The organism is Planktotalea sp., assembly GCF_965659345.1.
In the GTDB taxonomy this organism is placed as follows: Bacteria; Pseudomonadota; Alphaproteobacteria; order Rhodobacterales; family Rhodobacteraceae; genus Planktotalea.
Genome location: NZ_CBFHVK010000006.1, coordinates 73,473 through 94,819, shown reverse-complemented (window position 1 = coordinate 94,819; position 21,347 = coordinate 73,473). Strand labels below are relative to the sequence as shown.

At 52.8% G+C, this 21,347-nt stretch carries 21 protein-coding genes; 15 read left to right on the top strand and 6 right to left on the bottom strand.

What is annotated here, in order from left to right:
* Positions 1-3 precede the first annotated feature (3 nt).
* The 13 genes from ACTG3Z_RS06250 (at position 4) to ACTG3Z_RS06190 (ending at position 11,634) form a co-directional block, all read left to right on the top strand.
* Positions 4-1,887 (top strand): PhoX family protein, encoded by a 1,884-nt coding sequence (locus ACTG3Z_RS06250; protein ID WP_439141965.1) that lies wholly within the window; start codon positions 4-6, stop codon positions 1,885-1,887.
* Positions 1,888-2,132: 245 nt separating this feature from the next.
* Positions 2,133-2,588, top strand: a complete 456-nt coding sequence (locus ACTG3Z_RS06245; protein WP_375264273.1) for a universal stress protein — start codon at positions 2,133-2,135, stop codon at positions 2,586-2,588.
* A gap of 3 nt (positions 2,589-2,591) precedes the next feature.
* On the top strand, positions 2,592-2,981 hold the full coding sequence (locus tag ACTG3Z_RS06240; protein WP_439141964.1) for a VOC family protein: 390 nt from the start codon (positions 2,592-2,594) through the stop codon (positions 2,979-2,981).
* Between the two features lie 74 nt (positions 2,982-3,055).
* The gene (locus tag ACTG3Z_RS06235; protein ID WP_439141963.1) at positions 3,056-3,622 is read left to right on the top strand and encodes a NifU family protein; all 567 of its coding nucleotides are present in this window, start codon (positions 3,056-3,058) and stop codon (positions 3,620-3,622) included.
* A 12-nt stretch (positions 3,623-3,634) separates the two neighbouring features.
* Positions 3,635-4,213, top strand: a complete 579-nt coding sequence (gene tsaB, locus ACTG3Z_RS06230) for a tRNA (adenosine(37)-N6)-threonylcarbamoyltransferase complex dimerization subunit type 1 TsaB (protein ID WP_439141961.1) — start codon at positions 3,635-3,637, stop codon at positions 4,211-4,213.
* Positions 4,210-4,614 carry a GNAT family N-acetyltransferase gene (locus ACTG3Z_RS06225; RefSeq protein ID WP_439141959.1) on the top strand — a complete coding sequence of 135 codons (405 nt, stop codon included), beginning with the start codon at positions 4,210-4,212 and terminating at the stop codon, positions 4,612-4,614. The genes tsaB and ACTG3Z_RS06225 overlap by 4 nt, the downstream gene beginning before the upstream one ends.
* A gap of 203 nt (positions 4,615-4,817) precedes the next feature.
* Positions 4,818-5,813 (top strand): BMP family lipoprotein, encoded by a 996-nt coding sequence (locus tag ACTG3Z_RS06220; RefSeq protein ID WP_439141958.1) that lies wholly within the window; start codon positions 4,818-4,820, stop codon positions 5,811-5,813.
* A gap of 83 nt (positions 5,814-5,896) precedes the next feature.
* A complete protein-coding gene (locus ACTG3Z_RS06215) occupies positions 5,897-6,262 on the top strand; it encodes a nuclear transport factor 2 family protein (RefSeq protein ID WP_439141957.1) in 366 nt (121 codons plus the stop codon).
* Complete coding sequence (locus ACTG3Z_RS06210; RefSeq protein WP_439141956.1) at positions 6,262-7,809, top strand: ABC transporter ATP-binding protein; 1,548 nt, start codon at positions 6,262-6,264, stop codon at positions 7,807-7,809. The genes ACTG3Z_RS06215 and ACTG3Z_RS06210 overlap by 1 nt, the downstream gene beginning before the upstream one ends.
* Positions 7,809-8,903, top strand: coding sequence for an ABC transporter permease (locus ACTG3Z_RS06205; protein ID WP_439141955.1), 1,095 nt, complete (start codon positions 7,809-7,811; stop codon positions 8,901-8,903). Before ACTG3Z_RS06210 ends, ACTG3Z_RS06205 begins: the two co-directional genes overlap by 1 nt.
* Complete coding sequence (locus ACTG3Z_RS06200; protein WP_439141953.1) at positions 8,903-9,868, top strand: ABC transporter permease; 966 nt, start codon at positions 8,903-8,905, stop codon at positions 9,866-9,868. The genes ACTG3Z_RS06205 and ACTG3Z_RS06200 overlap by 1 nt, the downstream gene beginning before the upstream one ends.
* A 90-nt stretch (positions 9,869-9,958) precedes the next feature.
* Positions 9,959-10,876 (top strand): sulfite exporter TauE/SafE family protein, encoded by a 918-nt coding sequence (locus ACTG3Z_RS06195; protein WP_439141951.1) that lies wholly within the window; start codon positions 9,959-9,961, stop codon positions 10,874-10,876.
* Positions 10,876-11,634: a TIGR02186 family protein gene (locus ACTG3Z_RS06190; protein WP_439141950.1), complete on the top strand. Its 759-nt coding sequence runs from the start codon at positions 10,876-10,878 to the stop codon at positions 11,632-11,634. The genes ACTG3Z_RS06195 and ACTG3Z_RS06190 overlap by 1 nt, the downstream gene beginning before the upstream one ends.
* Before the next feature lie 58 nt (positions 11,635-11,692).
* On the opposite strand, the gene ACTG3Z_RS06185 is transcribed toward ACTG3Z_RS06190, so the two are convergent.
* The 6 genes from ACTG3Z_RS06185 to ACTG3Z_RS06160 all read right to left on the bottom strand — a co-directional run bounded on the left by ACTG3Z_RS06185 (position 11,693) and on the right by ACTG3Z_RS06160 (position 18,600).
* The gene (locus ACTG3Z_RS06185; protein ID WP_439141949.1) at positions 11,693-12,421 is read right to left on the bottom strand and encodes an SDR family oxidoreductase; all 729 of its coding nucleotides are present in this window, start codon (positions 12,419-12,421) and stop codon (positions 11,693-11,695) included.
* A complete protein-coding gene (locus ACTG3Z_RS06180) occupies positions 12,418-13,947 on the bottom strand; it encodes an ATP-dependent DNA helicase (RefSeq protein ID WP_439141947.1) in 1,530 nt (509 codons plus the stop codon). The genes ACTG3Z_RS06185 and ACTG3Z_RS06180 overlap by 4 nt, the downstream gene beginning before the upstream one ends.
* Positions 13,948-13,999: 52 nt before the next feature.
* Complete coding sequence (locus ACTG3Z_RS06175) at positions 14,000-14,635, bottom strand: acyl-homoserine-lactone synthase (protein ID WP_439141945.1); 636 nt, start codon at positions 14,633-14,635, stop codon at positions 14,000-14,002.
* Positions 14,636-14,718: 83 nt separating this feature from the next.
* Positions 14,719-15,447, bottom strand: coding sequence for a helix-turn-helix transcriptional regulator (locus tag ACTG3Z_RS06170; protein ID WP_439141944.1), 729 nt, complete (start codon positions 15,445-15,447; stop codon positions 14,719-14,721).
* A gap of 364 nt (positions 15,448-15,811) precedes the next feature.
* A complete protein-coding gene (ccrA, locus tag ACTG3Z_RS06165) occupies positions 15,812-17,095 on the bottom strand; it encodes a crotonyl-CoA carboxylase/reductase (RefSeq protein WP_375264287.1) in 1,284 nt (427 codons plus the stop codon).
* Positions 17,096-17,244: 149 nt separating this feature from the next.
* Positions 17,245-18,600, bottom strand: a complete 1,356-nt coding sequence (locus ACTG3Z_RS06160; RefSeq protein ID WP_439141943.1) for a 1-acyl-sn-glycerol-3-phosphate acyltransferase — start codon at positions 18,598-18,600, stop codon at positions 17,245-17,247.
* Between the two features lie 70 nt (positions 18,601-18,670).
* Here ACTG3Z_RS06160 and ACTG3Z_RS06155 point away from each other — a divergent pair, with 70 nt between their 5' ends.
* Both ACTG3Z_RS06155 and ACTG3Z_RS06150 read left to right on the top strand, forming a co-directional pair.
* Positions 18,671-19,258 (top strand): GNAT family N-acetyltransferase, encoded by a 588-nt coding sequence (locus tag ACTG3Z_RS06155; protein ID WP_439141942.1) that lies wholly within the window; start codon positions 18,671-18,673, stop codon positions 19,256-19,258.
* Positions 19,259-19,364: 106 nt separating this feature from the next.
* Positions 19,365-21,344: a methylmalonyl-CoA mutase family protein gene (locus tag ACTG3Z_RS06150; RefSeq protein WP_439141941.1), complete on the top strand. Its 1,980-nt coding sequence runs from the start codon at positions 19,365-19,367 to the stop codon at positions 21,342-21,344.
* Positions 21,345-21,347 lie beyond the last annotated feature (3 nt).

Genomic DNA, 21,347 nt, shown 5'->3' with positions numbered 1-21,347 from the left:
CAGATGGCCCGTGACGAGATTTCATTCGACGAATACGACGAACACATCAACCCTGCCCCAGAAACAACTGATTTCGACGGTGTTGTCGAGACCGCGCTCAGCCGTCGTGGTTTTCTTGGCGGCGTTATGGCTTTTGGTGCAGGTACGTTTGTGCTTGGCACCACGGCCCTTAGCACACCTGCCAGCGCCAGTGTGGACCGCTTCGGATTTGAACAGGTCTCCGCGAATACGCTTGATACGATCACAGTCCCCGATGGTTTTGAGTGGAAGCCTGTTGCGCTTTGGGGAGATCCGCTTTGGTCAGACGTTCCTGAGTTTGATGAAGCAACGCGCGGCACAGCTGCAACGCAAGCGCGTGCATTTGGCGACAACAACGATGGCATGTCCGTATTCAACCAACATGGCAAAACCGTCATGGTCGTGAACAATGAATACACCAACCGCAAACTGCTTTGGGGCAATCGCCCGGATGCAAAACCTGCAAACAGCGATGACATCGAAAAAGGCATGATGGCGCATGGTGTATCAGTGTTCCAAGTCGCGCCAAAGGGTGACGGCTGGACGATCATGAAAGACAGCGACCTCAACCGCCGCATCACACCGCGCACTGAAATGGAGCTCACCGGTCCTGCCGCTGGTCACGAATTGATGAAGACGGCAGCAGACCCGACAGGCACCAAAACGCTTGGCACGTGGAACAACTGTGGCAATGGCGAAACGCCTTGGGGCACGTATCTGGCGTGCGAAGAGAATTTCAACGGTTACTTCTCTGCCGCGGACGAAGCGCACAGCGTCAGCACAGAGTTGAAGCGCTATGGCGTTTCCTCCAACGATTGGGGTTATGGCTGGGCACAGGTTGATGAGCGCTTTGATGTCTCCAAGAACCCGAACGAGCCAAACCGCGCAGGCTATGTCGTTGAGATTGATCCATTTGATCCAACATCGACGCCAAAAAAGCGTACTGCCCTTGGCCGTTTCAAACATGAAAACGCCGAAGTCGTAATCGCCGCAAATGGCCGTGTCGTGGTTTACATGGGCGACGATGAGCGCGGCGAGTATCTTTATCGCTTCGTGTCCAACGGTATCTACACACCAACGGGCAGCACCGAAGGGTTGCTCGACGATGGTACACTTTACGTGGCCAAGTTTAATGAGGACATGACAGGCGAATGGCTGGAATTGACACCGGACACCACAGGGATGAGCCAAGCAGAGATCTGCATCCACACGCGCATGGCAGCGTCCAAAGTCGGCGCGACAACGATGGATCGCCCAGAATGGGTTGCGGCCAACCCTGCAAAAGCGGAGGCTTATGTCGCTTTGACCAACAACAAGAACCGCGGCGTAAAACCGAATGCGGGCGGGGATGATACTTCTGCGAACGCGGTAAACCCACGCGTGGAAAACCACTATGGTCAGATTGCACGTTGGGTCCCTGATGCAGCAGATCACACAGCAAACGGCTTTATGTGGGATCTCTATGCGCTGGCAGGCAATCCAGAGGTCCACGATGACGTCTATGGCGGCTCTGACAACATCAATGCCGGTAATATGTTCAACTCACCCGATGGATTGGTCTTTGACAGCAATGGTCTGCTCTGGATCCAGACCGATGGTAACTACAGTGACGCAGACGGTTTTGCGGGCATGGGCAACAACCAGATGTTGGTTGGTGACACTGTGACGGGTGAAATTCGCCGCTTTCTTGTTGGTCCCAAGGAGTGCGAAGTGACTGGCATGTGCTGGGCCCCTGATCGCCGCACCATGTTTGTTGGCATCCAGCACCCTGGTGAAAAGTCGGGCAGCAATTTCCCACATGGCGGTGATGCGCTGGCGCGTTCTGGCGTTTTCGCAATTTCGCGCACGGACGGTGCCATTATTGGTTAAGCGTCATAAAGCTGAAACAAACCTAAGGTAACCTGCCCTCATAAGCCCCATGTTTTCCCAACGACGGGGATTTTAGAGCAAATTGTTTCAAAAGTTCTACCTCAGAGGCTCCCCAGTCTCTGAGGTTTTTATTTTTCTCTGAAGTTATTTTTAGCGACACACATCGCTCAGACTGAGACGCGAAACCCGTTGCACCGCTGGAATGCTTGCGGCATGGTAAAACTCTGCTTGCAGGGAGCAACGACATGCGGAAATTTTTGGTAGTCCTCGATGATAGCCGCGAATGCTTGAACGCAATGCGCTTTGCAGCGATGCGCGCGGCGCATACGGGCGGCGGCGTGGAGATCTTGTCTGTTATTCCACCAGATGAATTCAACCACTGGATTGGCGTCGGCGATATTATGCGCGAAGAAGCGCGAGAGCGTATTCACGCGCATTTCGAAGTGTTTGCAAAGTGGATGCGCGACAAGCAAGGGGTCGATCCTGAGCTGGTCATTCGTGAAGGCGATCCAGTCGAACAGATCCTTGCCCAATGTCGTGATGATGGTGAAGTCGGAGTTTTGGTACTTGGTGCGAGCCCCGACAAAAAAGGCCCCGGCCCTTTGGTGACGCAACTGACTAAAAACTCAGGCACTCTTGATATTCCAATCACAATTGTACCGGGCGATTTGAGCAAAGAACGGCTTGAAGCGATTACTTAAAGCATGAGCCAACATATTTCAGCGGTGGCCTTGGTGGTGCCTGACTATGATGCGGGTATTGCGTTTTATGTTGGAAAACTCGGATTTGAACTTATTGAGGACACCCAACTGTCCACGACGAAACGCTGGGTGCTTATCGCTCCGAAAGGTGCACAAACACGCTTGTTGCTTGCGCAAGCTGACGGGCCGGAGCAAAGCGCTGCTATTGGTCATCAAACTGGTGGCAGGGTTGGTTTTTTCCTACATACCGATGACTTTGTAGCCGATCACGCGCGTATGCTTTCAGCTGGCGTCCATTTTGAAGAGGCCCCACGTCATGAACCTTATGGCAGCGTTGCCGTGTTTCAGGACCCTTTCGGCAATCGTTGGGACTTGCTCCAGCTCAAACGCTAGTTTAGAATACTTCTAAGTATTGATATTGCGCCCCGTGCGTCACATATCTAGCGAAGATCGACGGAGAGACGCCCATGTTCATTCAGACAGAATCCACGCCTAACCCAGCCACGTTGAAATTTCTGCCCGGTCAAACGGTTCTTGAAATGGGCACAGCCGATTTCCCAAGTGTTGTTGGCGCTGATGTATCTCCGCTTGCAGCACGCATTTTCGGTGTTGAAGGTGTAAGCGGCGTGTTCTTTGGCACAGACTTTGTCACTGTCACCAAAGCAGATAGTGTCGAATGGGATCACATTAAGCCAGCGTTGCTTGGCGCGATCATGGAGCACTTCCAATCCGGCGCAGCCGTAATGGCAGGCGATGGCGCACAGCCAAATTCTGGCCACGCAGAGCACACAGGCGAAGACGGTGAAATTGTTGGGCAAATCAAGGAACTTCTTGATAGCCGTGTTCGCCCAGCAGTTGCACAAGATGGTGGCGACATCACCTTCCACGGTTTTGAACGCGGCATCGTGTATTTGCACATGCAAGGCGCGTGCGCAGGCTGTCCTTCCTCCACTTTGACTTTGAAAATGGGCATCGAAAACCTTTTGCGCCATTACATCCCCGAAGTTACCGAAGTGCGCCCCGTCGCTGTTTAAGCAGTGCCCCGCATGATCGTTCTAGGCTTTGACACAAGCGCTGCGCATGTTGCGGCTGCGCTTTTTAGGGACGGCGAGATAGTTGCAGAAACTCGCGAAGTCATGTTGCGCGGACAAGCTGAACGATTGATGGTTTTGCTTGAGGAAATATTGGACTCCCAGCGTATCACGTGGCGCGATCTGGACGCGATTGGTGTTGGCGTCGGCCCTGGCAATTTCACAGGTATCCGGGTCGCCGTGAGCGCGGCGCGCGGACTTGCTTTTGGACTGGGCGTTCCTGCGATTGGCATCAACCGTTTTGAGGTTATTGAAAGCGGGCTGACCCGCTCTGGCATCCCCAGCGTGCATGCACCGCAAGACAAGGTGTATGTCAAAGATGCCAAGGGGGAGCAGCGATTGCTGTTAGCTCAGGATGCTAACGCGTTGGGCGAAAAGTTGAGTTTCGAACCCGAGGGGTTCAACCCAGCACCTACAATTGCAAGGCTCGCAGCAAAGCAGATCCACGAGACACATGCGCGCCCTGCACCGCTCTATATCAAGTCGGCAGATGCCGCCCCCGCGCGCGACGCGCCGCCACAGATCATCCCATGACCCCGCTAGACCTCGCAGAGTTGCACGCTAGGGCGAGTGATTCACCTTGGAATGAGCAAAGTTTCAAAGAACTGCTCGCACAAGATGGCGCAATTCTAGCTGCGCGCCCAAATGCGTTTGCTATGGGCCGTGTCACGCTTGATGAGGCTGAATTGCTTCAAATCGCAACAGACCCTGCATATCAACGCCAAGGATTTGGCAAAGAAGTGCTGGCCGCGTTCGAAGATATGGCACACAAAGCCAAATGCGCGCGCCTGTTGCTGGAGGTATCTGTCCTCAACGTCCCAGCCATTGGCTTATATACAAGCGCTGGCTGGCGACGTGATGGGACGCGCGCAAAGTACTACCGCCTAAAAAACGGGCAGCGCGTCGATGCTTTTCTAATGTCAAAAAGTATCTGAATAACCGGGGCGTTGCCCTTCTTACACTGACGCTAAGTCAAGGTCTTCTGACCTTAAACGCCAACCAATAACAGTAAGAATCGGTTGACCCCGTCCGCCCTGTAAGCCCTAATCCCGCTATGAGCGCGCGAAGTTTCGCGCACGGTGTGGTTTGACCTATCTTAGACCCAACACCCTCACACAAAAACAACTGGGAGACTTCAATGTCTGTAATGCACAAAATTTTGGGTGGCACAGCTGCTCTGGCACTTTCTGCCGGAGCACTCGTTGCTGAGCCTGCAATGATCTTCGACCTTGGCGGCAAGTTCGACAAATCCTTTAACGAGTCTGCCTTCACAGGCGCACAACGTTGGGCGGAAGAGACAGGCGGCACATTCCGCGAGATCGAACTTCAGTCCGAAGCACAGCGTGAGCAAGCGCTGCGCCGTTTCGCAGAAGCGGGTGCAAACCCTATCGTAATGACAGGTTTCGCATTCGGCAACGTGTTGTCTGAAGTTGCACCAGACTACCCTGACACAAAATTCGCGATCATCGACATGGTTGTCGATCAGCCAAACGTCCGCTCTGTTGTCTTCAACGAGCATGAGGGCTCTTACCTAGTAGGCATGATGGCTGCGATGGCGTCGAAGTCCGACACCGTTGGCTTCATCGGCGGCATGGACATTCCATTGATCCGCAAGTTTGCATGCGGCTACGCGCAAGGCGTGAAGGCGGCGAACGCGGACGCGACAGTTGTGGCGAACATGACAGGCACGACACCTGCGGCATGGAATGACCCAGTAAAAGGTTCTGAGCTGACGAAGGCACAGATCAGCCAAGGCGCGGACGTTGTTTATGCAGCGGCTGGCGGCACGGGCGTTGGTGTTCTTCAAACAGCGGCTGACGAGGGCATCTTGTCCATCGGCGTGGATAGCAACCAAAACTATCTGCACCCGGGCAAAGTCCTCACATCCATGATGAAGCGCGTAGACAACGCTGTATATCAGGCGATGAAAGACGGCCCAGAGATGGAAACAGGTTTCAACGTAATGGGCATCGCAAATGGCGGTATCGGCTACGCGATGGATGACAACAACGCATCGCTCGTGACTGCTGAAATGCAGGCGATGGTTGATGACGCCGCTGCGAAGATTTCTTCGGGTGAGCTGATGGTCCACGACTACATGTCCGACGACAGCTGCCCAGCGCTAAGCTTCTAAGCTTAACGCACACACAAGACGAGAAAGGCCGCGCACAAAAGTGGCGCGGCCTTTTTGATTTGTAAGAGATTGGGACGGATCCGATGAGTGAGAGCATAACAACATTTTTCGACGCTTGGGGCATGGCAGATGACGCGCCCCGCGCTGAAGCGATTGCCGCGGCATTTTCTAAGAACGGCACTTATGCTGACCCCCGCGCGCCAGAACCGCTTCAGGGCCCAGAGGCGATTGCAGGTTACGTCAATATGTTTAGCGCAGGTGCACCCGGCTGGACGGCCAAAGTTACGAACTTAAGCTCAACCGGATCGAGCCACCGCGCAACTGTCGCTTTCGGCGGCATGGGGCCAGATGGCAAAGAAATGGTACAACATGGGCAGTACTTCGCAGATATCGAAGGTGACAAGATCACGCGCATGGTCGGTTTTGTTGGAACCGGAGTGCCTGAGTGATGACGGCTGCCACCAACGTTTCCCCTGCGATTGAACTCAAAGGTATCTCCAAAGCCTTTGGTCCGGTTCAGGCCAACAAAGATATCTCGATCCGCGTCATGCCCGGCACTATTCACGGAATAATTGGCGAAAATGGCGCGGGCAAATCGACACTTATGTCTATTTTGTATGGTTTTTATAAAGCGGACAAAGGTGAAATCTTTATTGGTGGCAAAAAGACACTGATCCCAGACAGCCAAGCGGCAATTGCAGCAGGTATTGGGATGGTGTTTCAACACTTCAAGCTGGTTGAAAACTTCACAGTACTTGAGAACATTATTCTTGGCGCGGAAGACGGCGCGATGCTGCGTCCATCCTTGGCCAAAGCGCGCCAGTCTTTGACAGATTTGGCAGCGGAGTACGGTTTGGATGTTGACCCCGATGCAATTGTTGAAAATCTAAGCGTAGGCCATCAACAGCGTGTCGAAATCCTCAAAGCGCTCTATCGCCAAGCGGATATCCTGATCTTGGATGAACCGACAGGCGTGTTGACCCCTGCCGAGGCGGATCAGTTATTCCGTATCCTCAATCGCCTCCGTGAAGAGGGAAAAACCATCATCCTAATCACCCATAAACTACGTGAAATTATGGACACGACCGACACTGTGAGTGTCATGCGCCGTGGTGAAATGACTGCAACAGTCAAAACATCCGAGACCTCGCCTGCTGGTTTGGCGGAGTTGATGGTCGGACGTAAGGTCTTGTTGCAAGTGGATAAAGTTCCAGCGACGCCAAAAGAGACGGTTTTGGAGGTCGAGAACTTGCGCGTTGTGGATGAAAAAGGTGTTGAGCGGCTGAAAGGTATTTCGCTGGACGTGAAAGCGGGCGAAATTCTTGGCATTGCAGGCGTTGCTGGCAACGGCCAATCCGAACTGCTTGAAGTGCTGGGCGGCATCACCTCTGGGACTGGCTTTATTCGCGTGAATGGTCAGGAAATTGATCTCACGGGCAAATCCTCAGATGGCCAATCGCGGCGCGCGCGCGGCATTGCCCATGTGCCGGAGGACCGTCAACGCGAAGGGCTGATCATGGATTACATGGCTTGGGAAAACACAGCCTTCGGCTATCATCACGACCCTGCGTATCAATCCGGCATCTTGATGAACAACGCCGCGATCCGTTTGGATACGGAAGAGAAAATGCAGCGCTTTGATGTGCGCCCACCTAATCCAAAGCTGACAGCTAAAAATTTCTCTGGTGGCAATCAGCAAAAGATCGTCCTTGCGCGTGAGATCGAGCGAAACCCTGATCTATTGCTGATCGGCCAGCCAACACGCGGCGTCGACATCGGTGCGATTGAATTTATCCACCAACAGATCGTTGCGTTGCGCGATCAGGGCAAAGCCATTTTGCTCGTCTCTGTTGAACTTGATGAGATCTTCGCGCTCTCAGATCGCATTGCGGTGATGTTCGACGGTCAGCTTATGGGCTTCCGTGACCCTGCGAAGACAGATGAAAAAGAACTGGGCCTGATGATGGCCGGCGTCGTTGAAGAGGAAGCTGCATAATGGAAAAGATGCCAGCATGGGCCGACGCGGTCCTCGTTCCGATTATTTCGCTTTTGCTTGCTGCGATCCTTTCAGCGCTTGTGATTATCGGCATCGGTGAAGACCCTGTCGCTGCGGTTAAACTGATGGTTCAGGGTTCCCTTGGCAGCACATATGGCTGGGGCTACACGCTTTATTACGCGACAAACTTTATGTTCACAGGCCTTGCCGTTGCCGTCGCGTTTCATGCCCGCATGTTCAATATTGGTGGTGAAGGGCAAGCGATGTTGGGCGGGCTTGGCGTTGCCATTGTCTGTCTTTACATACCTTGGCCGCACTGGTCGCTGGCGCTTATCTTTGCGACACTATCCGCCGCTGCATTCGGTGCTGCATGGGCGTTTTTACCAGCCTACCTTCAAGCAAAACGCGGCAGTCATATCGTTATTACAACGATCATGTTCAACTTCATTGCAGCAGCTCTACTTAACTATTTATTGGTCAATGTGATGCGTCCGAAAGGATCTATGGATCCCGCAACCGCCAAGTTCCCTGAGGCAACGCATCTACCTACCTTGCACGATATGTTATCGCCATTCGGGATCGCGTTTTCCAAGGCCGCACCCGCAAATGTCTCACTGATTGTCGCAATACTCGCCTGTATCGCTGTCTATTTCCTAATCTGGCGCACGCGTTTGGGTTATGAAATTCGCGCCTTTGGGCACTCTGAATCAGGTGCAAAATACGCGGGGATCAGCCCGGTCAAAATCACAGTTGTTGCCATGCTGATCTCTGGTGGTTTGGCCGGTATGATGGCAATCAACAACGTGATGGGCGAAGGCGAGCGTTTGATCATGAACTCGACAGAAGGCGCGGGTTTCATCGGTATCGCCGTGGCGCTTATGGGCCGCTCACATCCATTTGGGGTCTTCCTCGCTGCAATCTTGTTTGGCTTTTTATACCAAGGCGGCGCAGAGTTGGCCCTCTGGACCACCATTCCACGCGAGTTGATCGTCGTAATCCAAGCGCTTGTGATCCTGTTCACAGGTGCGCTCGACAACATGGTGCGTATGCCGCTTGAGAAACTATTCCTCGCTTTGCGCAAGGGAGACGCATGATGGATTTTATGACAATTATCCAAGTGCTCGACAGCACTGTGCGCCTTGCCACGCCATTGCTTCTCGCTTGTCTTGCGGGTCTGTTTTCTGAACGCGCTGGCATCTTTGACATCGGACTTGAGGGTAAAATGCTCGCGGCTGCCTTCTTTTCAGCGGCAATCGCTGCGATGACAGGCTCTGTCTGGTTGGGTTTACTGGCTGGTATTACTGCTTCGCTATTCTTATCCGGCATTCATGGTCTTGCCTCCATTACATTTCGTGGCAACCAGCTTATTTCTGGCGTCGCAATCAATTTCCTTGCCGCCGGCATGACCGTGCTTATTGCGCAAAGCTGGTTCAAACAGGGCGGGCGTACCCCCTCTTTGATGAGTGAGGGACGGTTTAATCCAATCGAGCTCCCCTTTGCCGAAGCGCTCAGCGAAGTGCCCTTCATTGGACCGATCTATGGGGAGCTGATTTCGGGCCACTCCATCCTTGTCTATGTCGCGCTTGCTGCTGTGCCTGCAACGTGGTGGATACTCTACCGCACACGTTTTGGCCTACGCCTGCGCGCTGTGGGTGAGAACCCTGCAGCCGTTGATACCGCTGGCGTTTCGGTTGTCGGACTGCGCTTTGCTGCGGTTGCCATTTGCGGTGTACTTTGTGGCATTGCAGGCGCTTATCTAGCGACAGGCCTACAAGCGGGTTTCGTTAAAGATATGACCGCCGGTCGCGGCTTTATCGCGCTGGCAGCTTTGATCTTCGCCAAATGGCGCCCTTGGTATGCGCTAAGTGCCTGCCTGCTCTTCGGGTTTTTGCAGGCGATCGCGCTGCGCTATCAGAATATTGATCTCGGCGCGTTTACGGTCCCTGTGCAAGTCATGGACGCGCTTCCCTACATCCTGACAGTCGTAATCCTCGCTGGTTTTGTTGGAAAAGCGGTTCCACCACGCGCCGGTGGTGAGCCTTATGTGAAAGAACGTTGATAGGTCCAGTTCTGTAAAAATTATCAGTCCTAACGCTAGTGAGCCGTTGAGCCACTTGCCAAGCGCTGATCCATGGGTTTAAGGAGCCTCATGCAAATATACCTGCCCATAGCCGAAGTTTCGGTAAACGCGTTTCTCCTTTTGGGTCTCGGCGGAATTGTGGGTATCTTATCGGGAATGTTTGGCGTTGGTGGCGGCTTTTTGATGACGCCTTTGCTGTTCTTTATCGGCATTCCGCCTGCGGTTGCTGTTGCGACAGAAGCCAACCAAATTGTTGCATCTTCATTTTCTGGCGTGCTTGCCCATGTAAAACGGAAATCCGTTGATTTCAGGATGGGAACCGTTTTGCTCATTGGCGGCCTTGTGGGCGCAGCTTTGGGTGTCTTCGTTTTTAACTATCTGAAAAGCCTCGGACAAGTCGACCTACTCGTCAAACTCTGCTACGTTCTTTTCCTTGGTATCATCGGCGCTTTGATGTTCGTCGAAAGCCTGAACGCCATTCGCAAATCCAAAAAGCCCAGCAAAGCGCCAAAGCGCAAGCAACGCGGCTGGATCCACGCGCTTCCGTTCAAGATGCGCTTTCGCACTTCTGGGCTGTATATTTCGGTCATTCCCCCGTTAATCGTTGGCGTCGCGGTTGGTGTCTTGGCGGCGATAATGGGCGTTGGTGGTGGCTTCATTATGGTTCCGGCGATGATCTATCTGCTTGGCATGCCAACCAAGGTTGTTGTTGGCACATCACTTTTCCAGATCATTTTTGTGACCGCTTTTACGACCCTTCTGCATGCGACTACGAACTTCACCGTTGATATGGTGCTTGCAGTACTCTTGCTTGTTGGTGGCGTATTCGGCGCTCAAGTAGGCACCCGGATCGGAACCAAACTCAAAGCAGAGCAGCTGCGCATCTTGCTCGCAATTATGGTTCTTGCCGTTTGTGGCAAGCTCGCCTTCGATCTTCTTGTGATGCCATCAGAGCTGTATTCCCTTGGCGCAGCAGGTGGCCACTGATGCTGCGCTTGCTTACGCTCTTTTTAGCACTCGCGCTTCCTGTAAAAGCAGAAGAAGTCGTGCTTGGCATGTCGCAAACTGAAGTCGCGATTACTGCAAATTTTGATGGGTCCGAGATCCTTATCTTCGGTGCCGTAAAACGTGAGGAAGCCATTCCTGAAGGCGACCCACTGCAAGTTATTGTCGCAATTCAAGGCCCTTCAGAACCGCTAACTGTTCGACGAAAAGAAAAACGCTTTGGGATTTGGGTCAACACAGAGTCTGTTGAAGTTGATGCCGCACCAAGCTTTTATGCTGTCGCGACCAGTGCTCCGTTTGACCAAGTGCTCAGCTCAACCGAAGATTTACGCTATAAAATTTCTATTCCAAGCGCGATCCGATCAGTCGGTGCGCCAATGACCGTCGCTGATTCACAAAGCTTTACCGAAGCCGTGATACGCGTCCGCAAAGCCAACAGGCTCTTTCAATTGCTTGAAGGGGATGTTGAGTTTTCTCAAGAAACGCTTTTCAAAACGTCGATCGCGATGCCCGCAAACCTGACTGAGGGTGAATACCAAACCCGCATTTACCTAACGCGTTCAGGCGAAGTCGTGTCAGAATATGAAACAATCATCGATGTGCGCAAAGTCGGGCTAGAGCGTTGGCTCTACACCCTTTCGCGCCAACAGCCCCTGATGTACGGCTTGCTGTCGCTTGCTATTGCGATTTTCTCTGGCTGGGCCGCGTCCGCCATCTTTACTGCGCTGCGACGCAACTAAGCTTCATTTTTCCAGATAAACTCCGGGGGAGTCGGCTCTGCCGACGGGGGCTGGCCCCCTATCCACGCCCAATAAAGGGCATCTTTGTTGCCATAATGGTCATAAACTGAACATTCGCTTCAGGCGGCAAGTTCGCCATATGCAAAACTGCACGTGCTGCTTCGCCGACATCCATTGATGGTAAAGGCTCAAGCCCGTTCTTGGCACGCCGCTCATCTAGATCCGTCACCAGAGCCGTACGCGCATTGCCGATATCTATCTGTCCACACGCAATGTCATGCTCACGCCCATCCAAAGACAACGTCTTGGTCATACCCGTTATCGCGTGCTTTGTTGCTGTATAGGAAATTGAATTTTCACGCGGACTATGCGCCGAAATAGACCCATTGTTAATAATCCGGCCACCTTTTGGATCTTGCTTTTTCATTTGTGCATAGGCTGCTTGCGCTGCAAGGAACATGCCGTGTAAATTAACGTCAACCACTGCGCGCCAATCCGCAAAGCTGATTTCATCAATTTCAGCCTGTTTGCCAAACATTCCAGCATTGTTGAACAAAACATCCAAGCGGCCAGCAACATCCACAAAGCCTGCGACCGCCTCTTTGACCGCTTGCTCATCCGTGACATCCGCTGGCAGGGCCACAGCCGTATCATAGCGTGACGCGACATCTTCCAGCAGTTCTTCGCGCCGTGCCAAGAGTCCAACACGCCAGCCCTCATTCAAAAAAAGCTCAGCTGTCGCCAAGCCAATGCCGGAACTCGCACCCGTTATCAAAATGCTCTTCATATCTCTTCACTCTCCAAAGTCAGTGGTGCTGCGGGCGTGGCACGTAAGTCATCTACACGCAAAGCCCCAGTCGGGCGTGACAAACGGTTGCGTGTCACCCAAATCAAACGCTCCTGCGCCCGTGTAATTGCAACATAAGCCAAGCGCTTCCACAAAGGCTGGCCCGCTTCAACACGCCCCATACGCGCCGCGACGAATAAATCAGGCGAAAACACCTGAACGGTGTCCCATTGGCTGCCCTGCGCTTTATGGATGGTAACTGCTGCACCGTGCAAAAACGTTGCCCCCATGCGGGCAGCGAAAGGAATGAACGGTTCTTCCTCATCCGGCATTTCTATTTTCACGATCGACGCAGCGGAGACTTGTGGATCCTCGGCACCCATAACGTGCAGTCGCGAAAAGCCCGGTTTTCGCCCAGGCCCAAGATAGATCACCTGAGCCCCTTTGATCAGTCCGCGCGCTTCGAGATCAAGGCGCTTCTTGCGGTGCTTCAATGGCAGCTCAATACCATCACAAATCAACGGCTCGCCCTCAAGCAGCGCATCATCAGGTGCGCCGTGAACTGAGCGAAAGGCGTTGATCAACCTGATCCGCGTCGCATTGCGCCAAACCAAAACGGGTGAACGCGCCATTAGATCCACTTCGACCCGCTGGCCCCAAACGACACGATCATCTTTGCGCGCGGCCTCTTCCACCATCTGCTCAAAACTTTGAAAATCAAGCTTCGGATCTGCAAGCGCGTGGGCGAGATCAAGGATCGGGTTGTCAGCATCTTGACGGTGAATGCGGCTCAGTTCCAACTTGCGTGGACCCGTTAGACCATCAAATACCATGGCGCCCGATTGGTTAACCGGTGCAAGTTGCGCAGGATCACCAAACAGGACAAGTGTCGGAAAAATCTCTTTAAGATCGTTGAATTGCTTCTCATCCAACATCGAAGACTCGTCGACAAAGCCGATATCCAACGGGTCCTCGCGCCGCTTCCAGCCTGTGATAAAATCTGAGCCGCGCAGACCAGCAGTCGCCAGTGCACCCGGGACTGATTTGTTGAGCTGATAGAACTCCATCGCGCGGTCCAGCGCTTCATCAGTCAACCCTTCGATACTTGGACGTTCGCCATGACCCGCAAGCCATTCTGCGACCTTTTCATATTCAGGGTCATAGACGGGTGTATAAAGAATGCGATGGATCGTCGTCGCGGGAACACCGCGCATGCGAAGTACGAAAGCCGCTTTGTTGGTCGGGGCCAATATCGCAAGCGTGCGTTTGTCTTTCTTTTTTCGGCTCTCAAATTCGCCTGAAACAATGCCAACACCCGCAGCTTCAAGCGCTTTATAAAGTTCTGCCAAAAGTAGTGTTTTACCTGACCCCGCTTTACCAATCAAAGCCATCACGCTTTGGTCCGGTCCTTGCGGTGGCATGAGCAGGGAGTCCTCTAGATCAATGCCAGCAGACCGCAACATTTCGGTCACCGCATCAAAGGCGGCCGCTTGATCATCAGAAAGAGTAAGAGCGGGTAATGTCATGGGGCGCAAGGTATCTGCGCCCCTAACAAATCACCAGCGCTGGTTTCTTCACTTATGCACTTTGTGCCAATGCGAGCTGCTCGCGCCCGAAGGCGCGCTCAAACCATAAACGCGAAAGAGCAGGCGAAATCCCAGCTTTTTGAGCGACGCGCACCCTTGCTTCATCGGTGAAGGACCACAATCCGACACTGATCTTTGCACGTCCGTCACCGGTGCTCCCCAACACCTCAGGGCTCGCTCCAATCATGCGGTAAATGCGGACCATCCGCGCGTCAAAAACACCCACAAAATGGCGGACATCAAAGTTTTCCATAATCTCACCCCCCGCAAGCATAAGCGCTGCGGCCGTGCGGGGCTGCGCTGAGCGAGAGAGACAAAATCGCGTACATTCCCAGATTTCTGGGCTACGCACATCACCACCACCCAAAATATCTGAAAAATGTTCATTCACCATGGTGCGCCCTGTACTTGGCAACATGCGCATAGATCCACCATGCAAGCCGTCGGCTTGTTGAGAGATGACATAGAGCGGGTTCAAATCATCATACTCATCACGCTCAAAACCCGCGTCATCAACAGTAATGTCCCAACCTAAACGCGTCTTGAACTGATCCGCACGGTCGCGAAACATCGAGTTCTTTAGCTCAGGCAACGCCTCTAGCTCTTTGGCATATAGATATCTGATCATTGTCTTCATCCCCATCTGTGTGATGGAAACGATGGCCTTGTCGGCTTTAACCGATGTAAACAAAGCGCGCGATGACTTGCCTTTTAAACAACAATCAATCCACGGCTCATCGCGCGGGCAACGGCATGGGTTGTATTCACCGCGCCCAGTTTAAAGCGTGCTGATTCAATATAGACACGCAGCGTATGTTCCGAGATTTCCATGGTGTCTGCAGCTTTGGCTCGATTAAACCCCATGGCAAGAAACGTCATGGCATCGATTTCACGAGGGGAAAGCGTACGCGAGGCGGGAGGCACCCGTTCAGGCTCAAATTCCAGAGCCTTTTGATTAAAGAAATGCGCAATCAATATCAGCGGTCGTCGGTTCAGGTTCTTAAAGATCTGCCATTCATCATCAGAGCAAGAATGGGACGCTGTAAAGAGCGCATATTGCCCATTTGGTCCCCGCATCGGAATGGAAAAGCCCTGATTGCCAACCCCGTGCTCTATCGCTTCTCTGCGAAACACGCGCGCTTGCTTTGACGACCAATCTAATCGTTTCCAATCAACAGGATGAAACCGCTGATAACAGCCAAGAATAACCGGATCGATCCGCAAATAATCTTGTTCTAAGTAACGCGCGACCCAATCAGGCGAATAGGTGCCACAACCGTATTGATCCCCTTGGCTGTTCACCCAATGATAGACCATATGATCAACACGGTACGCTTCGCATAGGTCGACTATAACTGATTGAAGATCTTCAAGCCCTGCTGCGCGTTCGAGCGCGGCTAGGTTGCTGTCCACATCCACTTGGTGCCAATTTTGAGCCAAGGATTGGCCTTTCCATCATCATGTCCAACTCTGCAGATGCAACGCTATGGGTGCTATCGAGTTCCCGCTCTAGCGCCGAAAGGCCATTGAGAGACGCGAACTTTTTCAGATCTGTCAGAACGTCCAATATCCAATTGTTATTCATGATTATGATTCTCGCTATTAGGGGTTAATGAAAAGTTAACACAACCTTAGCATGAGTGGATTAATAAGAGGTAGTCACGGAAAACAACTCCCCAGAAATAGTGAGGACGGCATTTTCAATGCATTGGAAGCATTGAAACGAACCCTTCAAAGCAAAACACCCGCGAGCACAAAAGTGATTCGCGGGCGCTACTGTTTCTCAAATGGAAACAAGATTGCGCTATTTAGCGTTTAATGCATCTTCAAATGTGCGCAAACCAGTCTTTGGGGATTGCACAAGAACAGACATATTGCCTGGCTTATGCTCATTGCGAAGCATTTTCATATGCGCCGCCGGCAACGCGTCCCACTCGAAAACTTCTGACATGCATGGGTCAAGACGACGCTCAACCATCAGGTGGTTCGCAGCAGAAGCTTGCTTGAGATGGGCGAAGTGACTGCCTTGCAAACGCTTCTGGTGCATCCACATGTAACGCACGTCAAACGTACAGTTAAAGCCGGTGGTGCCCGCGCAAATCACGACCATCCCACCCTTTTTACATACGAGGGATGATACCGGGAATGTGCTTTCGCCAGGATGTTCAAACACCATGTCCACATTCACGCCTTTACCCGTGATATCCCAAATTGCCTTGCCGAACTTGCGTGCTTCTTTGAACCACGTGGCATATTCAGGCGTGTTTACTGTTGGCAGCTGTCCCCAACAGTTGAAATCCTTGCGATTGATCGCGCCCTTGGCACCAAGACCCATAACGAAGTCGCGCTTGTCCTCATCCGAGATAACCGCGATCGCATTTGCACCCGCTGTATTGATCAACTGGATCGCATAAGACCCAAGGCCACCAGAGGCACCCCAAACCAGAACGTTCTGGCCCGGTTTCAGATCATGTGGCTCATGACCGAACAACATCCGGTAGGCAGTCGCGAGTGTAAGCGTGTAGCATGCGCTTTCCTCCCACGTCAGATGCTTTGGACGCGGCATCAACTGTTGCGCTTGAACATTCGTGAACTGCGCGAAAGAGCCATCAGGCGTCTCATAGCCCCAGATGCGCTGAGACGTGGAGAACATTGGGTCGCCGCCATTGCAGTGTTCATCATCGCCATCGTCTTGATTGCAATGCACAACCACTTCATCGCCAATCTTCCAGCGCTTTACCTTGTCACCTACCGCCCAAACGATACCCGCAGCATCAGAACCCGCGATGTGGAACGGCTGACCATGCCCATCAAACGGAGAGATCGGCTGACCAAGAGCAGCCCAAACTCCATTATAGTTCACACCCGCTGCCATAACGAGGACCAGCACTTCGTGGCTATCAAGCGTGGGAACATCAACCACCTCTTGCTGCATGGCCGTGTCCGGCTCTCCGTGACGTTCGCGGCGGATGGCCCACGCATACATCGACTTTGGAACATATCCGAGCGGTGGCATCTCACCCATCTCATACAGGTCCTTTTCAGGTGCATCGTAAGCGATAATCCCAGTTTCAGTATCCAAAGCCATGTCGGCCTCCCTTAATTTCAAATTGCCGCAACGCAGAATCGTCGCCTCCAAGATTGACTAGAGGCGTCAAAGCAATAATGCAACTCTAGAAAGTCATTTTTTGTAATTTTATAACCCAGCAGCCGCAGCATTATGCTGCACGCGCATCTTTACGATTTGAGATGCTCGATACTGTTGGCGTAATAGCGCAGCGCAAAACGCTGCTTCTCATCGACCACGATGAGATCACCTTCGTTGCGCAAAATGCGCCGTTCGTTGAGATGTTTGAGAGCAATTTCGGCACTGTATTCTATCTCACCGCGCGGCATATGCACATGCGCGCTTTTCATCTTGCCAAGCTCTTCTTGCATCAAGCCCGCCAAATCCGCTTTGGAAATGCTGTCGCGGTCTTGCATTACGGAGGCAAGCAAAGGAACCGGAACAACAGGAACGATTTCTGCAATATGAGCCATTAGCTCCTTTGCGAGCACTTCGGCATCTGGTGCGCCACACTTATGAACATGCGCACGCAAAGACACCGGCGGGCCAAAGCTCACGGCGGCATATCCAAAGCGGTGAAATCTACCGCTCAGACGAAGCCAAAGCTGTTTCACGAAAAAGCCCGCGACCACACTAATCCGCGCTCGAAAGCGCCGTGTTCCAGCTGCATCGGCTGCCATGAGAATGCGATCTTCCAACACCCGATCATAGTTCAATGCGACAGGAACGAAGAGCACTTCGCGTCCGTCTTTTTCGTACCCATCCGTAATGTATTTCAACAAACCTAACTTTGGTGCTGCAAGTCTACCATCCAAAGACAAGCCACCCTCTGGGAACATCGCTTGTGTGACACCTGCTTGCGTCGCCAAATGTACGTAGCGCGCCAAAACACGGCGATATAAGTCACCGCGCGATTTACGACGTATAAAATAAGCACCCATCGCCTTGATCAAACGACTAAGCGGCCAAACACGCGCCCATTCGCCAACAGCATAAGCCAGCGCAGAACGCTCTGCCGCTAGATAGGTCACCAGCACATAGTCCATGTTCGAGCGATGGTTCATCACGAACACAACTGTAGCATCCTTATCAAGCGCGCTTAGTCCGGCATCATCATGATACCCAAGCCGCACACGATAAAGCGCATTGCTCAAGCCTCTGGCCAAACGAATAGCAAAGCCGAAATAGGCTGTCGCACTAAAGGACGGCACAATCTCACGCGCATACTTGCGCGCTTGCTCGAATGCTACATTTTCAGGCACGCCATTGCGGCGCGCATGATCCGCAATCGCTTGGCTCACATCAGGATCATAGATCAAACGTTGGATCATGTCGTAACGCCGTGCCAATTTGAACGGCTCAATCGGACGCTCCAGCCGCTTATTGACGCGTTTAACGACACGCTCCATGCGACGGCGAAAAAACCAGCGCACGGATGGGAACAGAAAATGCGATGCAAACGTAACAACCGCAAAAAGCAGGATCAGGCCAAACAGCCAAACAGGAATTTCCACAGTTTGCATCATCGCGCGACCCTTGCAGCAAGGAGGCGGAGGGTAAATATGTTTATTAGCGCTGTATGAGGATTGAGAAGATATGTCTGCCTTTCGCATCACATCAGGTTTCACCGAAAACGAACGAGAAGTCGTTGCCGCACTTTATTGGGAAGCGTTTTCGCGAAAACTAACTTTGGGGCTTGGACCAAACACCAAAGGCATCGCCTTCCTTGCGCGCGTTGCTGACCCACGTTTTGCACTTTGCGCACGCAACGATTATGACGTTTTGCTTGGCATCGCGGGTTTCAAGACTGCACAGGGCGGGCTTATTGGCGGCGGTTTCTCCGATCTCAGCGCTGTTTATGGCATTCTAAGTGCAAGCTGGCGCGCTGTGTTGCTCTCTTTCCTTGAGCGTGATCTTGAGGACCGCTCTCTCTTGATGGATGGGATTTGCGTAACCAAGCAAGCGCGCGGCATGGGGCTTGGTACCGCTTTGCTGCGCGCAATCAAGGACGAAGGCCGTGCGCGCGACTGCTCTGATGTGCGCCTTGATGTGATCGACAGCAATCCTCGCGCAAAAGCACTCTATAAGCGCGAAGGATTTGTTACGGGCAAGACCACATCGCTAGGACCGCTCAAACATCTGTTTGGATTTAGCAGCGCAACCGAAATGCGCTACACGCTCTGAAACGCACCCCCAAATGCCGCGACGCAGCGAATTGACACTTGCGCAAAATTGCAGATATACAAGCTCAAACGTAATATAATTACCAAGATGATTCATGAGGGCCGATATGACCAACACATCCAACGCTGTGAAAAAAGATCGCCCTTGGCTCATCCGAACATATGCAGGCCATTCGACGGCCAAAGCCTCTAACGCGCTCTATCGTGGCAACTTGGCGAAGGGCCAGACAGGTCTGTCTGTCGCCTTCGATCTGCCGACGCAAACGGGCTATGACAGCGATCACGTCCTCGCGCGCGGCGAAGTTGGTAAGGTCGGTGTACCAGTATGCCACTTGGGTGACATGCGCACTTTGTTTGATCAGATTCCTCTAGAGGACATGAACACATCGATGACAATCAACGCGACAGCCCCTTGGTTGCTTGCACTTTATGTCGCCGCCGCAGAGGAACAGGGTGCTGATACGTCAAAGCTGCAAGGCACCGTGCAAAATGACCTGATCAAGGAATACCTCTCGCGCGGCACCTATATTTGCCCGCCAAAACCTTCGCTCAAGATGATCGCAGATGTGGCTGAGTATTGCTACACGAACATCCCCAAATGGAACCCGATGAACGTGTGTTCCTATCACTTGCAAGAGGCTGGTGCGACGCCAGAGCAAGAGCTGGCGTTTGCCCTCGCGACGGCCACTGCCGTTCTGGATGAATTGCGCCCGCGCGTCCCTGCTGAGGATTTTCCGACGCTCGTCGGTCGTATCTCTTTCTTCGTGAACGCGGGTATCCGTTTCGTCACTGAAATGTGCAAAATGCGCGCTTTCGTTGATCTATGGGATGAGATTTGCCTTGAGCGCTACGGCGTACAAGACCCAAAGATGCGCCGCTTTCGCTATGGCGTTCAGGTCAACTCACTTGGCTTGACCGAGCAGCAGCCGGAAAACAACGTCTACCGTATCTTGCTGGAAATGCTCGCTGTGACCCTGTCAAAAAACGCCCGTGCGCGTGCGGTGCAATTGCCCGCATGGAACGAAGCGCTCGGCCTGCCACGTCCGTGGGATCAGCAATGGTCCATGCGGATGCAACAGATCCTTGCATATGAAACTGACCTGCTGGAATTTGACGATCTCTTCGATCAAAATCCAGCGGTAGACCGCAAGGTTGAAGAACTGAAATCTGGCGCGCGCGCTGAACTTGCCAACCTTGGGTCAATGGGTGGTGCGATTGACGCGATCGATTACATGAAATCGCGCCTTGTTGATTCCAACGCGGATCGCTTGAACAAGATCGAGCGCAATGAGACCATCGTTGTGGGCGTGAACAAATGGCAACAGGGTGAGCAATCACCACTTCAAACTGAGGACGGCGGCATCATGGTTGTCGATCCTGCCGTAGAAGATGAACAAATCACACGGCTTGAGCAATGGCGCGCGAACCGCGATGACGCCGCCGTTCAAAACGCTCTTGCGGCCTTGCGAGAGGCTGCGCGCAAAGGCGAAAACGTCATGCCTGCCTCTATTGAGGCTGCGAAAGCTGGGGTGACGACGGGCGAATGGGCGGCGCAAATGCGCACGGTTCACGGCGAGTATCGTGGACCAACTGGCGTTTCTGCGTCCGTGTCAAACAAGACCGAAGGCCTTGATGATATCCGCGATGCCGTAAATGTCGTAAGCGATAAGTTGGGTCGACGTTTGAAGTTCCTCGTTGGCAAACCGGGCCTTGATGGGCATTCTAATGGCTCTGAGCAGATTGCATTCCGCGCACGCGATTGCGGCATGGATATTGAATATGATGGCATCCGCCTCACCCCTGAGGAACTTGTTGCATCCGCTTTGGAAACCCGCGCGCATGTCGTTGGCTTATCAATCTTGTCGGGCAGTCATATTCCATTGGTTGAGGACATGATGAAACGCATGCGCGAAGCAGGTCTTGGCGACATCCCTGTTATCGTTGGCGGGATCATCCCTGATGATGATGCAGAACGCTTGCGCGCAATGGGTGTGGCCCGCGTTTACACGCCAAAAGACTTTGAACTGAACGCAATCATGAAAGACATCGTTACACTGGCTGATCCTGCAGCGATTGCTGCTGAGTGATTG